This window comes from Salinisphaera sp. SWV1, from assembly GCF_052044155.1.
GTDB lineage: Bacteria > Pseudomonadota > Gammaproteobacteria > Nevskiales > Salinisphaeraceae > Salinisphaera.
On sequence record NZ_JBQDYE010000036.1, the window covers coordinates 21,462 to 42,689 of the forward strand.

Sequence of the window (21,228 nt, forward strand, 5' to 3'; positions counted from 1 at the left end):
GAGATCCTGGTGAAAAGAGGCGGTATCGCGGCGATCGTCGTCATCGCGATCGCGATCATCGGTGCGGCCATTTACCGCACCGGCGCGCTGCGGCACGCTCCGGCGCCAAACCAGCCCTCGACCGGCCAGGCCCCGGCGGCATCGACCTCCGCGCCGGCCGCGAATGCGTCAGGCAACAGCGCGGCGAACAAGCCGGCACCGAACGCAAAAGCCGCGGCCGCGACGCAAAAGCCGGCCGAATCGCCCGCCGAGCGCTACTGCGCCAGCGGCCACGACAAGGCCGATATCCACGCCATCACGCAGGCCGGCGGCCTGGTCCAGATCTTTCAGCACGAGGGCGCGCTGGCCGATGCCTATGGTTGCGCCAAGGCCTATCTCAAGCATGGCGGCAAGGTGAATGCGGTCGATCCGCGGGCCGATTCGAAACATCTCACGCCGTTGCTGTTCGCCATCAAACGCAACGATCCCAAGATGGTTCATTTCATGCTCGACCACGGCGCCGACCTGCACCAGCGCGGCGGGCCGCACCACATCAAACCGTACGGCTATGCCGTGTTCGAGGCGCTGCATCATCAAAGCACCAACTACAACGCCGTGATCAATATTCTGGATTCGGCGCTGGGCGACCAGCCAGCGGCGTCCAGCGGTTCCTGATCGGCAAATGCGGCGTGCGATGAAGCGAGCCCCGGCGCAATACGGATGCGAGCCGTGCCCACTCTGCGCTAGTTTTGTCGCCATGTTTCGAGTCGCCACTGTCCTCACCATGCCCCTGGCCCCCATTGTGTTCGCCGTTCCGCCGGACCCGCGTACGGCCTGCCCCGCGCGATGAGCGGCATGGCGCCGCCCAACGGCGAATCAACGCCGAGCCTGCAAGTCGAGGACGACGCGGAACGCCGCTGCGTGCGCCTGACCGGGTCCTGGCGGCTGTTCACCGCCAGCGACCACCGGCGGCGGGTGGCCGATGAGCTCGATGCCCTGGATTCGCCCCGGGATATGACCTGGGATTTGAGCGAGATCAGCGCGCTGGACAGCGCCGGCGCCTGGCTGCTCTGGCAGGCCTGGGGCAAGCGCGAGCCGGCCGAACTCAAATGCCGCGATCCGCACCGGCAGCGCTTCGAGCGGCTGGCCGGCGCACCCGAGGTGCCGCCGCGCGAAAGTCGTCTGTCCCTGCTCGATCTGCTCGATCGTCTCGGCGGCGATCTGATCGCCGTCGGGCGGCATGTGGGCGGCATGATCGCCCTGCTGATCGGCGTAATGGCCGATATCGCCACCATTTCCGTGCGCTGGCGCCTGATCCCGGCGCGCGAGATTAGCGCCGCGATCTACCGCTCCGGGGTTTCGTCCGTCGTGCTGCTGGGGGTCACCGGCTATGTGATCGGCGTGGTGATGAGCCTGCAGATCGGCGTCACGCTGTCGAGCTTCGGCGCCAACCAGCGCATCATCGGACTGATGGGCCTGGCCGTGCTGCGCGAGCTCGGCCCGGTGATCGCCGCCCTTATCCAGGCCGGCCGCGCCGGTTCGTCGATCACCGCCGGTATCGCCGGCATGCACCTGACCGAGGAACTCGACGCGCTCAAGACATTCGGCGGCTCCCCGCGGCTGCGTCTGGTCACCTCGCGCGTGATCGCCATGATGATCACCATGCCGTTGCTGGTGGTCTGGACCGACGGCGCCGAGATCATGGGCGGTGCCACCACGGCGCAGTTCGATCTGGGCGTGCCGTTCGCATTGTTCATCGCCCGTCTGCCGGAGTCGGTGCAGATATACAACTTCTGGCTGGGACTGGGCAAAGGCGCCTTGTTCGGTCTGATCATCGCGTTGGTGGGCAGCTATTTCGGACTTACCGCCCGTGCCAATACCGACAGCCTGAGCGCCCAGACCACGCGCTCGGTGGTGGTCGGCCTGGCGCTGATCTTGATCATCGACGCCCTGAGCGGCGCCATTCTCGCCAAGCTGGGCCTGATATGACGGCCGATCGGCAGGCACAGTCACGGCCCGCGGTCGAGGTGGCCGGCCTGGGGGCGAAGATCGGCCAGCGCTGGATTCTGCGCGGGCTGGATCTGCGCGTGGAACAGGGCGAGACGCTGGCCGTGATCGGCGGCAGCGGCAGCGGCAAGTCGCTGACGCTGCGGCATCTGATCGGCCTCAACGAGCCCGACGAAGGCCGGGTCGACGTGCTGGGCGTACCCCTGCGGCGCCTGGATCAGTCCCGCATGCGCCAGCTTTCCCGCCACTGGGGCGTGCTGTTCCAGCAGGGGGCGCTGTTCAGCTCGTTGCCGGTGTTCGCCAATATCGCGTTCCCGATGCGGGAGCTGCGCCGCGACGGACTGCACATGCCCGAGTCCATGATCAACGACCTGGTCAGCCTCAAGCTGGCGGCCGTCGGTCTCGATCCCGACGTCGGCAACCAGATGCCCGACGCCCTCTCCGGCGGCATGATCAAGCGTGCGGCCCTGGCCCGGGCGCTCGCGCTCGACCCCGAGCTGTTGTTTCTCGATGAGCCGACCGCAGGCCTGGACCCGGCCTCGGCGACCGATTTCCATCAACTCTACAAACATCTGCACAAGGATATGGGCCTGTCCGGACTGATCGTCACCCACGACCGATCGACGCTGGCCTCCGTAGCCGACCGGGTGGCGATTCTGGACCAGGGCCGTATCCTGACCGTGGGAACGCTGGACGAGGTGCGTCGCGTTTCGCATCCGTTCATCGAACGTTTTTTTGCCGACGACACTGCCGTCGGGGCAGCCGAGAGCTGAGATGGAATACCGTTCGCATATCGTCGCCGCCGTGATTTTCATCCTGGTTTTCGGGGGCGGCGCGGTGGGCTTTTTCTTCTGGCTGTCCACCGGTGGCAACGCACACCGCACGATCGTGATCGAGACCACCCAGTCGGTGGGCGGCGTCAGCGCCCAATCGCCGGTCAAGTTCAAAGGGCTCAAGGTCGGGCATATCGAAAGCGTGGGTTTCGATCCACACGACGCCAACAAGGTCCGCATCGTGTTCAAGGTGCGCGATTCGGTGCCGCTGACGCAGTCCAGCTACGCCAAACTGGCCACGCAGGGCATTACCGGGATGTCCACGCTCACATTGAGCACACCGGATCCGTCGGCGCCGGCAGTGTCCGGCAACCCGCCCCATCTGCCATTGCACAAGGGGCTGCTCGGCCGGCTCAAGAGCCGGGGCCAGGCCGATCTGAAAAAGGTCACCCAAATCCTCGACCAGGTCCAGAGCCTGACCGGCGGCAAGAACGCGAAACACATCAGCCAGACCCTGGCGCAGCTCAATCAGGCGACACACCAGCTCACCGAAGCCGAAAAGAGCCTGCAGCCGACGCTGGCCCAGTTGCCGCAACTGACCGAGCAACTGCGGCATACGGTCGACAGCGTCGACCAACTGACCCACAAGGCGATCCCGGCGATCCAGAAAGCGGGCAAGGCCGCTCAGTCGGCCCGGAACGTCGGCCAGTCGAGCCAGGACGTGATGCGTAACCTGAACAATCAGGTGCTGCCGCACGTCGATGCGCTCACACGCCAGATGCAGGACACGGCGCGCCAGATCCAGAAACTCGGCGCCGAACTGTCGTCCAAGCCCCAGAGCGTACTCACCGGTCCGCCGGCCCGCCGTCCGGGCCCCGGTGAGCCCGGTTTCAACGCCCCGGGCGGTCAATGAAGGGATCCGACATGACGTCACACACTCGCTTGTCACAACGTCTGGCCGTACTCGCACTTGCGCTGGCGGGCGCCGGCGCCGCACTCGGCCTGACCGGCTGCAGCGTACTCAGTGGCGGCGACCACTATCCGACGAGCTATACCCTGGACGCGGGCTCGTCGGAACCGACGAGCGCCAGCACGCCATCGACCGGGTATACGCTGGACCTGCGCCCGGTCAGCGCACCGGACTGGCTGAATTCCAAACGCATGCTGTACCGGCTGGACTACGCCAACAACGCCCAGCTTGCCGCCTATACCCGTTCCGAGTGGGCCGACACACCGGCCCGGCTGGTGGGTGACAATCTGGGGGATGCGCTATCGGCGTCCGGGCTGTTCGCCGCCGTGCTCGCCAACGCTTCGGGCCAGGCCAATCTCGCGCTTCAGGTCGAACTGTCGGATTTCTCGCAGCACTTCTCGTCGCGCACGGCCAGCCAGGGCCGGATCGGCGCCACCGCCACGCTGCTGCGTGCCGACAACGGCGCAGTGATCGCGCAGAAGCGCTTCCAGACCACCGCACCGGCGTCGAATGCGAACGCCGTCGGCGGCGTCGCCGCGTTGACGCAAGCCGATACACAGCTGGATCGCGATATTCGCCAGTGGCTCGCGCATACGCTGGCCCACTGCGGCAACGCCTGTCCGGCACCGGGCCAAGACTGACCCGGCCAAGCCACGCCACGCGCCGAGTGCATCATCGCGATGCATCCGGCGCAGCGTCATGCCGGAGCTCAGCCGCCGATCAGCCGGTCGCGCGCTTCGGCGTACTTGGCCGCCGTGTTGGCAATCACATCGGCCGGCAGGCGCGGGGCGGGCGCCGTCTTGTCCCAGTCCAGCGTTTCCAGATAGTCACGCACGTACTGCTTGTCGAAACTGGGCGGGCTCATGCCGGTGGCATATTGGTCGGCCGGCCAGAAGCGCGAGGAATCGGGGGTGAGCACTTCGTCGATCAAAACGAGCTGATCAGTCTGATCGACACCGAACTCGAACTTGGTGTCGGCAATGATGATGCCGCGCTCGGCGGCATAGTCGGCCGCCGAACGATACAGCCCGACCGCGACATCACGGATCTCGGCCGCGCGCTCGGGGCCGATGATCTCGGCGGTACGCTCGAAGGAGATGGTTTCGTCATGATCGCCGGCCTCGGCCTTGGTCGCCGGGGTGAAGATGGGCTCGGCCAGTTTCTCGGCCTGAGCCAGGCCCTCGGGCAGCGCGATGCCGGAGATCGCGCCGGTGGCCTGGTAATCCTTCCAGCCCGAGCCGATCACGTAACCGCGCACGACCGCTTCGATCGGCAGCGCGTCGAGCCGCCGCACCAGCATCGCCCGGCCGGCGACCTGGGCGATTTCGGCGTCGTCGAGAACCCGCTCGAGCGGCATGTCGACACGCTGGTCGGCCACCGTCCCGGCGAAGCGATCGAACCAGAAATGGGTCAGCTCGGTGAGCACCGCGCCCTTGCCCGGAATCGGATCGGGCAACACCACATCGAAGGCCGACAACCGGTCGGTGGCTACGATCAACAGATAATCGACACCGACGGCGTAGACATCGCGCACCTTGCCGCGCATGAGCAGCGGCAGGCTGTGCAGTTCGGATTCAAAAAGCGTTTCGGGCATGACGATCGATGGCTGGGCTGCACGGACGCGTAGTTTAACAGCCGCGTCGCGCGCCCGAGGCGCCCGCTACAGCAACCCGTAGCTGCCGCCGGTGGCGATCGCGATGATCAGCAGCCCGAGCCACAGGCTCGCGGTGGCAAGCAGGCGCAACTGATTCATGGCCCGGCCGGCATCGGCCAGCGCACCGGCCGCCAGTGCCGCCCGTACCCGCTTCCAGGGCGCGAAGAACATATGCGCATACAGCGCGATCATGACCCAGGCCAGCGCCTGCATCACGTTGATATAAGGTGGCACCACGGCGATGCCGCCGAGCAGCCCCGTCATCGCATAGCCGGTGACCAACAGCGTGAAGATCGCGATCCAGACCCACAGAAAAAAACGGCCAAGCGCGATCGACAACAATGGCAACCGCTCGCCCAGCGGCACCGACGAGGCCGCCGGCCGCAGCACACCGACCAGAAAGAACAACCCGCCCACCCAGATGGTGGCGGCCAGCGAATGCAGCGCGATGAGATAGGCCATTCGGATTCCTTGTTCGGCATGCGCCCGGGCGCCCGCCATGGGCGGCACCCTACGGAGCGCGGGGGGAGAGGACGGCGCCGCGGTCTTGACGCGCGAGCCGCCATGACAGAGCGTACCGAAGCCAGCAGGTGCAATCCACGGTTATCAAGCGGGCCTATTGTCGTCAACTACCCCGCCCTGAAGGGCGGAGCTTGATGCTCCGGAGTTGACCAGACCTGTGTTGGAGCACAAGCCATGCGTTAAACAACACAAAACCTTACCCGGGAAGCCGACTTCGGTCGGTATATAGGCACCGTGGGATGCTTCCTCAGTCCCACGCACTGCGGGGTACGCGTTAAACAGGCCGATGGGGTCGAAGCCAGTGCGAGTATCCAAGCAACCCCGGGATAAGCGGTCGAGGGGAGACGGTGATGTCCGGCTTGGCATCGCCGCGTGACAAGGCCCGTAAGGGCACTTTTACAAGGAGACTGTTATGGCAGTCATGGTATTGGACAAACGAAAGCAGCCGCTCATGCCGTGCTCAGAGAAACGGGCGCGTTTGCTGCTGGATCGCGGCCGGGCGGTGGTCTACCGCACCGTGCCGTTCGTGATCCGGCTCAAGGACCGCACGGCCGAGGGCTCGGCGTTCCAGGACGTGCGGGTCAAGCTCGACCCGGGCTCGAAGACCACGGGCGTGGCGGTCGTTCGCGAACCGGCGAACAAACCCGACCAGCCCCTGTTCCTGGCCGAGATAACGCACCGCGGTCGGACGATCCGAAACAACCTGACGAAACGGCGGGCACAGCGGCGGCGCCGGCGCTCAAATCGGCGGTACCGGCCCGCACGATTCAACAATCGCCGGCGCCGGGACGGGTGGCTGCCGCCCTCCCTTCAGCACCGCGTCGATACGACGGTGGCCTGGGTGGACCGGCTGACCCGGTGGCTGCCGGTCAGGGCATTAAGCCAGGAGCTGGTGCGTTTCGATACTCACCAGCTCCACAACCCCGAGGTGGCCGGCGTGGCATACCAGCAGGGCGAACTGTTCGGCTATGAAGTCCGCGAATACCTGCTGGAGAAGTGGGGACGCCAGTGCGCCTACTGCGATACCGCCGGCGTGCCGCTGCAAGTCGAGCACATCCAGCCCAAAAGCCGCGGCGGCAGCGATCGGGTCTCGAATCTGACCATCGCCTGTGGGCCGTGCAACCACGCCAAGGGCAATTGCCCCATTCAGGACTTTCTGGCCGCCGATCCGGACCGTGCGGATCGGATACTGTCCCAGGCCAAGGCGCCCCTGGCGGATGCCGCGGCCGTCAATGCCACGCGCTGGGCACTGCGGAGCCGCCTGATCGCTCTCGGCTTTGATGTCGAAGTCGCCAGCGGCGGGCGCACCAAGTACAACCGGGCCCGGCTGGGCATCCCCAAGGCCCATTGCCTCGATGCGCTGTGCGTGGGCACCGTCACCCGCGTCCGGGGCTGGCAACAGCCGGTGCTGTGCATCACCGCCGCGGGTCGCGGCAGCTACCAGCGAACCCGCCTGAATCGTCATGGGTTCCCGCGCGGTTATCTGACCCGCCGGAAACAGATCCACGGTTTTCAGACCGGCGACCGGGTTAAGGCGGTGGTGCCCCACGGCAAGAAAGCGGGCACCCACCGGGGCCGCGTGGCCGTCCGAGCCACGGGCCGTTTCAATATCCAAACGCCCGATGGCGTTGTACAGGGCCTGTCCCATCGCCACTGCACGCTGATCCAGCGCGGCGACGGGTATGGCTATTCATTTCGCAAAACGCAGGAGGATGCGGGCCGGGTGGCCGCCTAACGGCGGCGTGCTATCCCGCCCCGGCATGAATGCCGGGGTTTCCCGCGCAATACCGATGACTCGATCCCCTTTCTCCCCCCTGATCGCGCCCTCGATCCTGTCCGCCGACATGGCCGCACTCGGCGACGAATGCGAAGCCGTCATCGCCGCCGGCGCCGACTGGATCCACTTCGACGTGATGGACAACCACTACGTGCCGAATCTCACCTTCGGCCCGCCGGTGTGTGCGGCGCTGGCCAGGCGCCTGGCGCGCTCGCATCCGGATGTGCCGATCGACGTGCATCTGATGTGCGAACCGGTGGACGACCTGATCCGCGGTTTCGCCGACGCCGGGGCGGCCTCGATCACTTTCCACCCCGAGGCCACGCGCCACGTCGATCGCAGCCTCGCACTCGCGCGCGATCTCGGCTGCAAGACCGGGCTGGTGTTCAACCCGGCCACCTCACTGGAATGGCTGAAATACGTGCTCGACAAGATCGACATCATCCAGATCATGTCGGTGAATCCCGGTTTCGGCGGCCAATCGTTCATCCGCGAATCGCTGGGCAAGATCGCCGAGGCGCGCGATATCATCGACACGGTGGTCGCCGGCACCGATCGCGAGATCCGCATCGAGGTCGATGGCGGCGTGAAGATCGACAATATCGGCGAAATCGCCGAGGCCGGCGCCGATACCTTCGTCGCCGGCTCGGCCATCTTCGGTCAGGACGATTACGCTCGCGTCATCGGCCAGATGAAGCAGGCGATCGGCCAAGGATAGTAAGCGAGGCAACCGCCTGGCTTTCGATCTGGACGCAGAGGCCGTTTGCCTGCAAGCCGCGAGACGAGGACACACACTTTGAAAGACAACAAAGGCCGCGCCCGCACTTCGATCGGTCGACGCCGGTCTGGCGCAATGAGCCGTGAAGATCAACGCATCCGCGTCGCCTGGTTCTACTACATCGAAGGGTTGACCCAGAACGAAGTGGCCAAGCGGGTCGGGTTGAGCCGGCCGCTGGTTAACCAGATTCTGGCGACCTGCCGGGCCGAGGGCCTGATCCAGATCCGGCTGGACTCGGATATCAGCAGCTGCACACGGCTTGCCGGGCAGCTGATCTCCAAATTCGGCCTCCTGGACGCGGTGGTCACGCCCGCGCCTGCCCACCCCGAAAATCTCGCCCGCACGATCGGTCTGCAAGCGGGTTTCTATCTGAGCGATCAGCTCAATCACGACCTGCAGATCGCGATTGGCTGGGGCGAGACGTTATGGCACAGCCTCAAGGGCGTTGAGCGTCAAAACCTTCGTAATTCATCGATTGCCTCGATGTTGGGCGGACTCACGCGCTACGCCGAAATCAGCGCCTACGAGACCGCGACACGCCTGGCGGATATGCTGTCCGCCCATTGTTATTACATGGCGGCGCCGGTTTATACCGATGACGCCAAGACGCGCGATCTGTTCGTGAATCAGCTCGTGCTGCAGGAAGTGTTCTCACGCGTACGGTCCGCCGATATTGCGCTCTGCAGCGTCGGTCAGATGGATACGCAAGCCACGCTGCATCGTCTGGAATTGGTCAGCGAAGACGATCTGGCCGATCTGAAGGCCCATCGCGCGGTGGGTGATCTGCTCGGGCACTATCTCGATGCCGATGGCAACGTTGTCGATTGTGACCTGAATTCGCGCGTGGTGGCCGCCCACCCCGCCGATCTGCGCAATATCGAACGCGTGGTGCTGGCTTCGGGAGGCCAAGCCAAGACCGAAATCATCAGCGCGGTGCTGCGGGCGCAATATGCGAACGTATTGGTCACCGATGAGGAGACCGCCGAACTGCTGTGCAAGGCTTGAAAGGCATCGAATCGCAATCTTCGCCGGCGCCCATCGGCCGCGTTGCGCGCCCGAGCGATGCCACATGGTTTTCGCTGCACGTACCCGCGCCGGAATTATCGTCGTATTGACACGCCCGAAGAAACTTCATTTACTATTGATAAACAAAATAACAAAAGAATAACCCGGGCATTGTTTCGCTCGGGTGCAAGCGACGCATCCAGGCCTGAGGTGTCGACTGAGGAGTAACGTCATCATGCGATATGACCTGACCTCGATGGGGTTTATCACCTTCGATTGCCTGGGTCGGCCGGTATCGGCGTTGCCGCCCGGCGGCGGCACCTACTTTATCGACGAGATCACCCTGGCCGTATCGGGCGCGGCCGGGAGCGCGGTCATCGCAGCCAGCCGCTACGGCTTGAAGACGCTGGCCGTGGGTGGGGTCGGCAACGATCTGATGGGCGACTGGGTACTTCAGCGACTGGCACATTTCGGCGTCGATACCGCCACCATGCAGCGCTGCCCCGGCGTCGGCACCTCCTCTTCGATCGTCACCACGCGCCCCAACGGCGAGCGCCCGGCGCTGCACATGAAAGGGGCCACCGCCCATTTCGAAGTCACCGCGGCCATGCGCGACCAGGTCCTGGATTGCCGGGTGCTGCTGCTCGGCGGGGTCGGCCTCATGGATCGCATGGACGGTGCGCCGAATGTCGCCCTGCTCAAGGAAGCCAAACGTCGCGGCTGCATCACCCTGCTGGACGTATTTGCGAGCCGGCCCGAGGATCTGGATTTGATCGAGGGGCTGATGCCCTACACGGATTATTTTCTGCCATCGATCGAGGAAGCGGCCGCCCTGTCCGGCAAGCAACAGCACAAAGAGATCGCTGCGTTTTTCCTGGATCGCGGCATCGGCTGCGTAACGCTGACGATGGGCGCGGAAGGCGCCTATTATCACCATGCCGACGGCACGCGCTTCCATCAGCCGCCATTCGGAGTCGAGGTGGTGTGCACCTGTGGTTGCGGCGATGTATTTAACGCCGGTTTTGCCACCGGCCTCTGCCACGGTCTCGACGCCCAGGACACGGTCCGTTTTGCGCAGGCGACGTCGGCCCTCAACGCCACCGGCCTGGGCTCTCAGGCCGGCGTCCGATCGTACGAGCACACGCTCAAGATCATGAACAGCTGGCCGCTGCAGAAACCGCATGGCAACGCCGCCTCGGCGCTGGAGACATAACCCGCGCCAGCCGTCACCCGAGCGTTAGGGGCCGTTGCCGATGACAGCGCGGGCTTCCGGCCACGCTTACAACAGCAATGACCAATGCCGGCTGCGCTCGGCCAGATCGGCCAGAAAGCGCGCGCCGTCGACACCGTCCGCGGCCCGATGATCGACCGACAGCGTGGCCGAAACCACCGTCTTCGGCTTCCATTCGCCATTCGCCCACGCCGGCACGGTACGACGCCGGCCTATAGCGATGATCGCGGACTGCGGTGCGTTGATAATGGCGTTGAAACGGTCGATGCCGAACATGCCGAGATTGGATACGGTGAACGTGCCGCCGGTCATCTCGTCGCCAGCCAACTCACGAGCCACGGCCCGCCGGGTTAGCCCGCGATAGCGTTCAGCGAATGTCTTGAACGCTATCCGGCCGGCATCGCGAATCACGGGAACGACCAGCCCGTCCTTGCCGGCAACCGCCACACCCAGATGAACCTGGCGCCGGAGCTCGAGTCGATCGGTGCCGATCAGGCGACCGTTGAGCCGGGGGTGCTCGGTCAGCGTGCGGGCAATGGCGAAACACAGCAGGCAACCCAGGCTCGGCTTGTGCTCGATCCGCGCCGCCAGTTCGGTGCGCAGGTCGAGCAGCGCATCGATCTCCAGTTCCCGCTCCAGATAGAAATGCGGGATATCGCGAAAACTGCGCTGGGTGCGTTCGCCGGTCAGTTGCTGGACGCGGCTCAGGGCCACAATTTCGCCCGCAGCGGACTCGTCCGATGCACGCTCGCGAACCGGCATATCGCCGGGCCGGCCGGCGGCGGCACGAACATCCGCCTGGTAGACCACACCATCGGGGCCGCTGCCCGCCACATCGCGGATATCCAGGCCCTGAGCGGCCGCCTCGCGTCGTGCAGCCGGCGAGGCAAGGCCACGCCCAGCTCCAACACCCGCCGCTGCGGACTCGGGCGCCGGCTCGCGGTCGGCGGCGTCCGAATCGCCCATCGGCTCGACACGCGAGTCTGAATCTACAGACACCGGCGCCTCGACCGATACGGGCGGCTCGGCCTTATCGGCCGCCACATCCGGCAACGCCGGTGCCGGCTCGTCTTCCGACACGATCCAGGCCAGCGGCTCGCCCACGGCAATCACATCGCCCGCTTTGCCGCGCAAGCGGCGGATGATGCCGGCAACCTCGGCCTCCAGATCGTGGTTGGTCTTATCGGTTTCGATCGTCAGGATCGGATCGCCCTTAGCGACATGGTCGCCCTCGGCCACCAGCCATTCGACCACGGTAACCTCGGCCAGATCCATGCCGATATGCGGCACTTCGACCAGCACGGCCATCAGACGTACCGTCCCGGGTCGCTGGCCAGAACCTGGGTCACGGCCTCGACGATGCGCTCCGGCGATGGCCGGATCGAGGCTTCGAGACGCTTGTTGTAGGGGATCGGCGTATCCGCGCAGGCCACGCGCGCGGGCGCCCGGTCCAGGGCGTAGAACGCCGGGCCCTCGGTGACTCGCGTCACCAGTTCGCCGCCCCAGCCGCCGGTGCGTACATCTTCCTCGACCACCACTAAACGCCCGGTCTTGCGTACCGACTCGCATACGCGATCGCTGTCCATCGGCGCCAGGCTCAGCAGATTGATCACCTCGGCATCGATGTTCTGCCCGGCCAGCGTTTCGGCCGCCTCGAGGGCGTAGTTGTGCATCAGGCCCGCGGCGACCAGGGTTACGTCGCCGCCTTCGCGGGTACAGCGTGCCCGACCGATTTCATAGGTTTCCGGCTGATCCGGCAGGCTGCCCTTGGTGTTGTAGAGCAGTTTGTGTTCATAGAACAGTACCGGATTGGGATCGGCCATGGCGGCGCGGAACAGCCCCTGCGCATCCGCCGGGGTGGACGGCATCACTACCCGCAGACCGGGCACGTGCACGAACCAGGCTTCCAGCGATTGGCTGTGCTGGGCCGCCGCGCCGGTGCCCGCCCCGCCGGGCGTACGCAAGACCAATGGTACCGACGCCGCCCCGCCGAACATGTAACGCAGTTTGGCGGCCTGATTCACCAACTGGTCCATGCAGTGGGTGATGAAATCCGAGAACTGGATCTCGACTATCGGCCGCATGCCCATGACCGCCGCGCCGATCGCCAGACCGGTAAAGCCGGCTTCGGACAACGGCGTGTCGAGCACGCGCTCGGTGCCGAACTCTTCGACCAGGCCGCGGCTGACGCCGAAGGCCCCGCCATAGACGCCGACATCCTCGCCGAGCAGAAACGCTTCGTCGTTGGTGGCCAGCGTTTCCCGCAGCACGGCCGTCATCGCTTCGCGGAAGGTGACATCCTCAGGCATAGACATCCTCCAGCGCGCTCGACAGCTCGGGTTCCGGATCGCGCTCGGCGCGGCCGAACGCCTGCTCGACCTGGTCCGCGGCGGCCTCCGCCAAGGCCTGGCTGCGCTCGTCGTCCAGCAGACCGCGCTCGGTCAGCGTTCGGATATAGCGTTCGATGGGATCGTTGGCGCGCCACTCGGCGATTTCCTCGCGCGTGCGATAGCGATTGGCATCGCTTTTGGAATGGCCGAGATAGCGATAGGTGATGGTCTCGATCAGGGCCGGCCCGGCGCCGCGACAGCCGTTCATCAAGCGTGCGCCCGCCGTGTACACCGCTTCCAGGTCCATGCCGTCCACGGCTTCGGCCGGCATGCCGTAGCTGGCCGCACGGTTCGCGATACTGCCGCCGGCGGTGGCCTTTTCAGCCGAAAGCGACATGGCGTACTGATTGTTCTCGCACACGAACAGCACCGGCAGTTGCCACACCGAGGCCAGATTCAGTGTTTCGTTGAAAATGCCTTCCTGGACCGCGCCGTCGCCGAAAAAACAGACCGCGACATGATCCTGGGCCCGCTGTTTGAAGGCGAACGCCGCCCCGCAGGCGATGCCCATGCTGCCGCCCACGATGCCATTGGCCCCCAGCATGCCGGCCTGGACGTCGGCGATATGCATGCTGCCGCCCTTGCCGCCGCAGTAGCCGGTGGCCTTGCCCAGCAGTTCCGCCGCCATGCGGTACGGATCCAGGCCAAAGGCAATCGCGTGACCGTGGCCTCGATGCGTGCCGGTGATCACGTCGCCCTCCTGGCGGTGAGCCAGCGTGCCGACCGCGCAAGCCTCCTGCCCCACGCAGAAGTGCGCCGTGCCGTGCATGGCTCCCTTGGCATACAACTTGTCCACTTTCTCATCGAAGGCACGAATCAGCTGCATCTGCGCCAGCAGCGCCAGTTGACGCTCGGCCGGCAACGCCGACAGCGTGGGCGCGGTGTTTGCGGACGCGTTTTTTTTCCGGGTCGCCATGATCAACAATCCTGTCGTCAGTTCGCGATGGGGGCGAGCAGTTCGTCCTGCTCGTGCCGGAGACGCACGATCGGCTGATCGGCATCGGGCCTGCAGTTGGCGTAGGTCAGATATTCATCGGCCTTGATTGGTTGCGTCACGCGGGCGCCCTCGCACAGCCCCAGTGGCACGGCGCGGTGCTCGCGGGCGTCCGCGGCCGAGAGGATCGTGCCGAAATAGGCATAACCGCCGATCGCATCGAGCGTTTCGCCCGGCGCCAGATCGCGCTTGGCCACCGCGGTGGCCTCGGCATGGCGCTGGGGTAACGGCTGCATGGCGGCCTTGTGGTAAAGCACCGCTTCGGCCGCCGACAGCGGCACTTCGAGGCTGGTCAGGTGATAGGGTCGATGGAACAGGTGATACCAGCCCTGGCCCACATGCAGATCCTCGAGGCGTTCACGGATCCGCGGATGCCGTGTTTCGACGATCACGAACACACCGGGCGCCACACCCCGGCCAACCGAGAAATCCACCACGCCGCGCTGCGACAGCAGACCGCCGTCCTCGCGCGGACACAGCAGGCTGGGCAACTCGGCCAGCCCGGCATCGACGCCATGCATGCCGGGCACGTCGGGCACGAGTCCGGTGGCATTGGCCAGCGCGGCCATCTCGATCATGGTCTTGGAGCCGTCGACGAACTCGACGAGCATGCGCGGGTTCATGTTGCGGCGCGCCGCCTCTTCTTCGTAATCCCGCGGCACGGCGTATCGATCGAACTTGTTGTTCTTGCCCTTACCCGCCGCAACGATCGGATAGCCCAGGGTCTGCACGAAGCGCACCAGTTCCATCGTGGCACTGGGTTCGTCACCGGCACCGAGCGTATAGACCACCCCGGCTTCATCGGCCCGGCGCTGCAACAGCGGGCCGATGGTGACGTCGGTTTCCACGTTCATGAGGACCAGATGCTTGCCATGATCGAACGCGTCGATGGCAAGGCGCGCCCCGAATGAAGGCGATCCCGTGGCATCGATGAGCACATCGATCGCCTCGCAATCGCATACGTCGAGATGATTCGAAGTCAGCGCAATGCCACCGGCGGCAATGATCTTCGGCACCGTGGCCGTATCGTCGGCTTCGCGCCCGACGCCGTCGGCCAATCCCGCGACCGCGATCGCCTTGCGTGCCGCGGCCAGCTCCAGTTCGACGATCGCGCCGATACGGATGCCGGGCATCAGACTCACCTGGGTGACGATATCCGTACCCATTTCGCCGGTGCCGACCAGACCGATGGTAATGGGTTTGCCGTCACGCTCCCGACGCTTCAAATCGGCCAGAAGACTATGGTTGTCATTCATTGACGTGCTCCTGCAGGCCCGCCGGTGGGGCCCGATGACCCCCGCCGCGCCTTGGCGCTGCGATCCCTTCGGTTTCGATCCGCGACAACGACGATGCTTTCCGCCAACTGAATATATACTTTTGATATCCTAATTATCATTAGTATCATCGCCGCTTTTTCCGCTGTCAACTTCTTTTCAGCGATCCGCCGTGTTTCTAAGTTGGCCGCTTTCGAAACCAACCCCGGAAACACGAGACGCCGCCGGCAAGCGGGGCTTTCGCGATGTCTAATTCTTCAATGCCCCCATGGTCAGCCCGCGTGACAGATGCCGCTGAATGAGCAGTGTCAGAATGAACATCGGCACAAACGTGACCAACGCGACGACGGCAATATCGTTGTAGATGATCCCTTTCGAGCCGCCCGTGAACATGGCCAGCCCGACCGACAACGTCTGCGCTTTTTCCGTATACGAAATCAGCAGCGTGAACAGGAACTCGTTGACGGCGAATATGAGCGCCAGGATGGACGCGGTGACCACGCCGGATATGGACAGCGGCAGCGTGATGCGCAGCAGGATGCCGATCGAATGGGCGCCGTCGACGCGCGCCGCTTCCTCGATTTCGCGCGGCACTTCGATCATGTAACTGCGGATGACCCAGGTCACGATCGAGAGATTGATCGCGGCATAGATCAGCATCAGCGCCACAGGGTTGTCCAGGAGATGTATGTTCTTGAATAGAATGTATATCGGCAGCGCCACGGCGGCTGGCACGATCATGCGCGTACTCAGGATATAGAAGCCGATCTGGTCCCGGCCCCGGTACTGAAAACGCGCGAGGCTGTAGGCCGCCGGAATCGCCAGCAGCAGATCGAGCAATACACTGCCGATCGCGGCCACGAAGGTATTGCGCAGATACGCCCACATCGGCCAGTTATCGAAGGTGTCCCGCCAGGCATCGAGCGTGAAATGCGGCCAGTAGATCGGCGGGTTGACCATGGTCTCGGTTCGCCCGCGCAGGCTGATCGTGACCAGCCAGAGGATCGGCAGCAGGCAGAAGAACGCCCAGCACGCCAGCAGCAGATAGCGGCCGATACGGCTCGAATGCCGTGCCATACGACGAGATGAAGCCATCGTCTACTCCATGGCCGGCCGGAAGTACCGGCTCACGGCATACTGCGCGGCGCCGATCGTGACCATCAGGACCAGCACGGAAGCGGCCGCCGCGGTGCCGGCATCGAACTGGTTGAAGCCGACCCGATAGATGAAATAACTCACGGTTTCGGTATCGCCAGCCGGCGCGCCCTGGGTCATCACATACACCTTGGTGAACATCGTCACGGCGTCGATGCCGCGCAGCACGAGCGCGATCGCTATGATCGGCCGCAGCAACGGCAGGCTGATCTGCCAGAACACCTGCCAGCTGCGCGCCCCGTCCACTTTCGCCGCCTCTTCCAGATCGCTGTTCTGGGCCTGTAGCGCACCGACGAAGATGAGAAACAGAAACGGCGTCCATTCCCAGACGTCGGCCACCACCAGCGACAGCCGCGCCAGGGCGGGATTGCCGACCCAGTTCAATGCATCCGGCAATACCCCCGTGCTGCCGATCAAATCGTTGACCACGCTGGCCCCGGGCACGAACAGCAGCTTCCACATGAACGACACGGCCGAGGGCATGAACAGCATCGGGGCGAGAAATATCATCCGCCAGCCCTTGACCCACGGATCGCGATAGACCAGCGCCGCGAGCCCCAGCGCGAGCACGAACTCGGCCATCACCGACGAGCCGGAAATAATGACGGTATTGACGACACTGGCGAGGAAATCGCCGTTTCGGAATAGATCCGCGTAGTTGCCGAGGCCTACGAACGTATCCATGCCCGGCATGGTGAACGACGATTGGTAGAAACTCTTGTACAGCGCGTAGATGAACGGATAGAGCGTGATGCCCAGCAGATACGCCACCGCCGGGGCGACCAGCGCATAAGGCAGCCAACGCGGATCGTGCCCGCGCCGCCGGGAAGCGGCGCGGGCTGGCTGTACTGCAGCCGTGGATACCGGCACGGACGACATGCCTAGACCGGCGCTTGCTTGCCGCGGCCCAGCCACATCCGGTCGTGTATCACGCTGTAGTCGACCGGTGGCTTGCCGCCATAGAACCCCTTGCGCCGCAGAATTTCTTCCCAGCGCTTGGACGCTGTCTGCAACGCCTCTTTCGGTTTGACGTCGCCGGCAATAGCCTTGTTCAGTTCAAGGCCCAACGAGGTTTCAAGCTGGTACATGCCCGGGATGCGCGGCTCGGCCCAGGCGTAGGGCAGCGAATCGCCCCAGATCTTGGCCGGCGGCATGATCTTCTGGAAGTTCTCATTGTGGATCACCGACATGAATCCCGGCGACACGCCGTTCGCGGAGGCGCCGTTCATGGCCTGCAGCGAGGCCGTGGTGAAGAACGCCAGCATCACGAACGCAGCTTCTGGATTGCGTGCATTGGCCGCGATCGAAGCCGTCGATCCGGCCAGATTCGGCGGTGCGAAGCGGGCATCGGCCCCGGTGCCGCGCGGCTCATACAACGCAACCGGCTCATCGCCGACGATCCGCGACTGGTCGGGGCGAGTGGCCTGGTTGGCCTGGTCCTGCCATGCCATGTTCATCGCCAACTGGCCACCGAGCCAGGCCGCGCGATCGTCTGCCCAGCCCCAGTTCTCGATCCCTTGCGGCGCGTATTTTTTCAGCTCGACGAGCACTTCCACCGCCTTGACCCCGGCATCACTGACGATCTGCGGCTTCCAGTCGGAATCCAGCAGATCGAGCCCGTACTGAGCCGCGATATGCTCCCAGGTGTAGGTGCTCCAGAACCCGCGGCCGCCCATGTAGCCGATGCCATTCATATGGGCCTCGGCTTTGTTGAGGGTCTTGGCGAAATGCACCACGTCGCCCCAGGTCTTGACCGTATCCTTGGGCGACGCCGAATGCCCCACGTATTGCTTGAATTGCTTGTTCCGGACCATGAACATCTTGAAGTCGCAATCGTAGGGAATCCCGAAGATGCCCTTGTCCGAATACAGCGCGTAGTTCTGCCAGTAGGTATCGGCGAAATCCTGGTACGGCAGTTTGTACTTATCGACATAATCGCCGAGTTCATGCAGAAAGCCCGGCGCGCTGAAATCGCCCAGCCACGGCGAGAAATACTCCAGTGCATCGAAGCGGGCCGAACCGGAAACGAAGGCGGATACCGCCTTGGTATAGAACGATGCGTCCGGAATCGAGATGACCTCGACCTTGATGCCGGACAGCTGCTGAAACGGCTTCAACGTCGCCTGCACCGAATCCGCGTCGGCGGCGCCTACAGCAAAGCGCACGGTCTGGCCGGAAAACTTCGAACGAATCGACTCCCAGTCGGCCGTTCGAATCCAGTCTTTCTTCGGATCCCAGAGCACTGAATCGGGGCCCAGCCCGAACTGCTCGAGGTACTTCTTCGGCACGTAATTGCCGGGTTTGATGGAATCCAGCACCTTGTCCGGATCCGGCATCGCGTCGGCAAACGCGTATTTGGGCAGGACCAACGGCGCGACCGCCAGCGCGCCCATGCCCGCGAGGCCGCCCTGTACAAAACGGCGCCGGGTCCATAGGCCGGCTGTTTTTTCGCTTTTCATCGCCTTCTCCTGGTTTCGATCTTCGAGTCAGGCCGGGCCTGAACGCCGAGGGGACGTGAGCAGCCTTTGCGTTAGTCGGGTCGGCCGCCCACGGCGGATCCGACAGAGGCCAACTCGCCGTTCGGCTGCATTGAGCGGATCGAGTCGGCCTGGTTTTGTGATCCGGCGGCATTCAGGCGCTTGCCGGTCGCTTGATCGAACACATGCAGTCGCCCGGCCAGCAGAGCGAGTTCGATGGGTTGCTTGGCCCGGAGCGTTTGATCGCGGGGCAATTCCGCGATCAGCGGGTGCCCATCGACCACGAATCGAATATCTGTGGTCGAGCCCATCTGCTCCACCAGCTCGATCGTGCCTTGGATGGTCCCCATCACCGACCGTGCATCGACCGGCTGCGGTTTCAGGTGTTCCGGCCGGAATCCGATCGTCACATCGCGACCGCCGAGCGACACGAGTTGCTGCTGCAAACAGGCCTCGAGCTGGAAATCGAATCCGGGGCCATGAATTCGTGTCGCGTCTTCGCCAACTTCGGCCGACAGAAAGTTCATGGGCGGGTTGCCGATGAAGCCCGCGACATAACTGTTGACCGGTTCGTCGTAGAGCGCCAGCGGCGTGGCAATCTGCTGGATCACACCACCGTTCATGACCACGATACGATCGCCCATGGTCATGGCCTCGACCTGGTCGTGGGTGACGTAGAAAGTGGTGACACCGATGCGGCGATGCAGCTTGGCGATCTCCGCGCGCATGCTCACCCGCAGCTTGGCATCCAGATTGGACAACGGCTCGTCCATGAGGAAAACCTCGGGCTCGCGCACGATGGCCCGGCCCAGCGCAACGCGCTGGCGCTGTCCGCCGGACAGCTCCCGTGGTTTGCGCGCCAACAAGGGTTCGATGTCCAGCGTCTGCGCGGCGGCCCGGACTCGCCGCTCGATTTCCGTCTTCGGAAAACGCCGCAATTTGAGGGCGAATGCGAGGTTGTCGAATACATTGCGATGGGGATAGAGCGCATAGCTCTGGAAAACCATGGCGATTTCGCGATCCTGAACCGGCACGTCCTGCATGGGGCGACCGTCGAAACTCAGCGTCCCGCTGTCCATATCCTCGAGGCCGGCGATCATGCGCAGGGTGGTGGACTTGCCGCAGCCGGACGGGCCGACCAATACCACGAACTCCCCCTCGCACGATTCGAGATTGAAGTCCTGCACGGCCGGCGTGCTGCCGAAGTACTTGCAGACATTTTCGAGCTTGACCACTGCCATGAACGAACCTCGAACAGCTATCGATCCGGCCTCTGCGCGGCTTACGCTCAAGCCGCTCGGCGGCTTTTGAATTCAATCGATCCGATGTCGATCACACTCGAACGCAAGAGTCTTTTTCCGTCTCCCGGTTGCAGACTGCGCTTGGCCGGCTGTAACGGCATGCGCCCCCTGCATCCGTGTTCTGTATCTCAATCACTCCCATCAGGCCAGGGCTCGGTACGGATCCAGGCTATACCTCGGCTTTGCCGATGTTTACAGGGCGATCAAAACATTGATTAGGGCCCAACCATTGAGCCGCTTTTTTCATTTGATATTCCATCTGACTTTAGTATTATCCATGTCGATGCAAGGATTGCCGGAGCGCGGTTCCCCGACACCGGGCCTCCGTTGAGGGCCAACCCGGCATACCCACAACACGCGGATGATTCGTTACCTGGGCCTCGCACGCCGCTGTTCCGCCATCGGGATTTGGCAAGCCGGGAAATTTCAGTCAGCTTCGGCAAGACACAAGGGCGTGTTGCCGTTTCGTTCGAGTCCGCGCCAAGCGCTGTTTTGCGGCAAGACGAGGCGTAGTGCGCGCCGCGCAGATCATTCTGCGCAAGCGTGCTAGAACGCTGGATTGCCGTCGTGTCGTCAATCGTTGGGCGCTTGTCCCGAAGGGTTGGGCCGCCCAAAAAAAATTGGCTATGGGCGCCCGGCGGCATTGCTAGCCTTGATCGTGGCACGCCACGATCGGCGACTCGCGCCTTGCCGGACGCGATTTGCGGTCTCCAACGCGGCGCTCGCACGAAACGGCAACAGGCCCTCGCAAACAACTACGGCTATGGCGTCGGTACCTGAGATGACCGCGAAGATGACTTCAAATCGATCGAAACAAGCCGTCAACCGCGCTTTCGACGCGGCCTGGCGATGGCGGGTGCAGCTCTGGCGGGGTTGATGCCCACACCCGTTGCGGCGCGCGTTGTCGCGCCGCCTGTTTGTCAATATCCGATCGATTGATG

General features: G+C 64.2%; 20 protein-coding genes. 9 read left to right on the forward strand and 11 right to left on the reverse strand.

Annotated elements, in window-relative coordinates; genetic code table 11:
* Window positions 1-9: 9 nt before the first annotated feature.
* From ACS8YF_RS15630 to ACS8YF_RS15650, 5 genes are all read left to right on the forward strand, one after another.
* Window positions 10-654: a hypothetical protein gene (locus ACS8YF_RS15630; protein ID WP_440851077.1), complete on the forward strand. Its 645-nt coding sequence runs from the start codon at window positions 10-12 to the stop codon at window positions 652-654.
* A gap of 180 nt (window positions 655-834) precedes the next feature.
* Entirely contained in the window at window positions 835-1,968 is a 1,134-nt protein-coding gene (locus tag ACS8YF_RS15635; protein ID WP_440851078.1) for an ABC transporter permease, read from the forward strand.
* Window positions 1,965-2,759 (forward strand): ABC transporter ATP-binding protein, encoded by a 795-nt coding sequence (locus tag ACS8YF_RS15640; protein WP_440851079.1) that lies wholly within the window; start codon window positions 1,965-1,967, stop codon window positions 2,757-2,759. The genes ACS8YF_RS15635 and ACS8YF_RS15640 overlap by 4 nt, the downstream gene beginning before the upstream one ends.
* A 1-nt stretch (window position 2,760) precedes the next feature.
* The gene (locus ACS8YF_RS15645) at window positions 2,761-3,672 is read left to right on the forward strand and encodes an MlaD family protein (protein WP_440851080.1); all 912 of its coding nucleotides are present in this window, start codon (window positions 2,761-2,763) and stop codon (window positions 3,670-3,672) included.
* Between the two features lie 11 nt (window positions 3,673-3,683).
* Window positions 3,684-4,370: an ABC-type transport auxiliary lipoprotein family protein gene (locus tag ACS8YF_RS15650; protein ID WP_440851081.1), complete on the forward strand. Its 687-nt coding sequence runs from the start codon at window positions 3,684-3,686 to the stop codon at window positions 4,368-4,370.
* A 68-nt stretch (window positions 4,371-4,438) separates the two neighbouring features.
* Here the strand turns inward: ACS8YF_RS15650 and ACS8YF_RS15655 are convergent, their stop codons facing one another.
* A complete protein-coding gene (locus tag ACS8YF_RS15655; protein WP_440851082.1) occupies window positions 4,439-5,323 on the reverse strand; it encodes a phosphoribosylaminoimidazolesuccinocarboxamide synthase in 885 nt (294 codons plus the stop codon).
* Between the two features lie 66 nt (window positions 5,324-5,389).
* Window positions 5,390-5,845 (reverse strand): CopD family protein, encoded by a 456-nt coding sequence (locus tag ACS8YF_RS15660; protein WP_440851083.1) that lies wholly within the window; start codon window positions 5,843-5,845, stop codon window positions 5,390-5,392.
* 472 nt (window positions 5,846-6,317) lie between these two features.
* Between ACS8YF_RS15660 and iscB the strand changes: the two genes are divergently transcribed.
* The 4 genes from iscB to ACS8YF_RS15680 all read left to right on the forward strand — a co-directional run bounded on the left by iscB (window position 6,318) and on the right by ACS8YF_RS15680 (window position 10,678).
* Window positions 6,318-7,640 carry an RNA-guided endonuclease IscB gene (gene iscB, locus ACS8YF_RS15665; protein WP_440851084.1) on the forward strand — a complete coding sequence of 441 codons (1,323 nt, stop codon included), beginning with the start codon at window positions 6,318-6,320 and terminating at the stop codon, window positions 7,638-7,640.
* A gap of 55 nt (window positions 7,641-7,695) precedes the next feature.
* Window positions 7,696-8,400 (forward strand): ribulose-phosphate 3-epimerase, encoded by a 705-nt coding sequence (rpe, locus tag ACS8YF_RS15670; protein WP_440851085.1) that lies wholly within the window; start codon window positions 7,696-7,698, stop codon window positions 8,398-8,400.
* A gap of 135 nt (window positions 8,401-8,535) precedes the next feature.
* On the forward strand, window positions 8,536-9,465 hold the full coding sequence (locus tag ACS8YF_RS15675) for a sugar-binding transcriptional regulator (protein ID WP_440851086.1): 930 nt from the start codon (window positions 8,536-8,538) through the stop codon (window positions 9,463-9,465).
* A gap of 235 nt (window positions 9,466-9,700) precedes the next feature.
* A complete protein-coding gene (locus tag ACS8YF_RS15680) occupies window positions 9,701-10,678 on the forward strand; it encodes a carbohydrate kinase family protein (RefSeq protein ID WP_440851087.1) in 978 nt (325 codons plus the stop codon).
* A gap of 66 nt (window positions 10,679-10,744) precedes the next feature.
* On the opposite strand, the gene ACS8YF_RS15685 is transcribed toward ACS8YF_RS15680, so the two are convergent.
* The 9 genes from ACS8YF_RS15685 to ACS8YF_RS15725 form a co-directional block, all read right to left on the reverse strand.
* Complete coding sequence (locus ACS8YF_RS15685) at window positions 10,745-12,004, reverse strand: dihydrolipoamide acetyltransferase family protein (RefSeq protein WP_440851088.1); 1,260 nt, start codon at window positions 12,002-12,004, stop codon at window positions 10,745-10,747.
* Window positions 12,004-13,005, reverse strand: coding sequence for an alpha-ketoacid dehydrogenase subunit beta (locus ACS8YF_RS15690; protein WP_440851089.1), 1,002 nt, complete (start codon window positions 13,003-13,005; stop codon window positions 12,004-12,006). Before ACS8YF_RS15690 ends, ACS8YF_RS15685 begins: the two co-directional genes overlap by 1 nt.
* Window positions 12,998-14,002, reverse strand: coding sequence for a thiamine pyrophosphate-dependent dehydrogenase E1 component subunit alpha (locus ACS8YF_RS15695; protein WP_440851090.1), 1,005 nt, complete (start codon window positions 14,000-14,002; stop codon window positions 12,998-13,000). The genes ACS8YF_RS15690 and ACS8YF_RS15695 overlap by 8 nt, the downstream gene beginning before the upstream one ends.
* A gap of 17 nt (window positions 14,003-14,019) precedes the next feature.
* Entirely contained in the window at window positions 14,020-15,336 is a 1,317-nt protein-coding gene (locus ACS8YF_RS15700) for an NAD(P)H-dependent oxidoreductase (RefSeq protein WP_440851091.1), read from the reverse strand.
* Between the two features lie 267 nt (window positions 15,337-15,603).
* Window positions 15,604-16,449, reverse strand: a complete 846-nt coding sequence (locus tag ACS8YF_RS15705; protein ID WP_440851092.1) for a carbohydrate ABC transporter permease — start codon at window positions 16,447-16,449, stop codon at window positions 15,604-15,606.
* Between the two features lie 3 nt (window positions 16,450-16,452).
* Window positions 16,453-17,388 carry a carbohydrate ABC transporter permease gene (locus tag ACS8YF_RS15710; protein WP_440851093.1) on the reverse strand — a complete coding sequence of 312 codons (936 nt, stop codon included), beginning with the start codon at window positions 17,386-17,388 and terminating at the stop codon, window positions 16,453-16,455.
* A 2-nt stretch (window positions 17,389-17,390) separates the two neighbouring features.
* On the reverse strand, window positions 17,391-18,968 hold the full coding sequence (locus ACS8YF_RS15715) for an ABC transporter substrate-binding protein (RefSeq protein WP_440851094.1): 1,578 nt from the start codon (window positions 18,966-18,968) through the stop codon (window positions 17,391-17,393).
* Between the two features lie 71 nt (window positions 18,969-19,039).
* On the reverse strand, window positions 19,040-20,227 hold the full coding sequence (locus tag ACS8YF_RS15720) for an ABC transporter ATP-binding protein (RefSeq protein WP_440851095.1): 1,188 nt from the start codon (window positions 20,225-20,227) through the stop codon (window positions 19,040-19,042).
* Window positions 20,228-20,911: 684 nt separating this feature from the next.
* A partial coding sequence (locus ACS8YF_RS15725) for a hypothetical protein (RefSeq protein WP_440851096.1) occupies window positions 20,912-21,228 on the reverse strand: 317 nt, incomplete at its 5' end.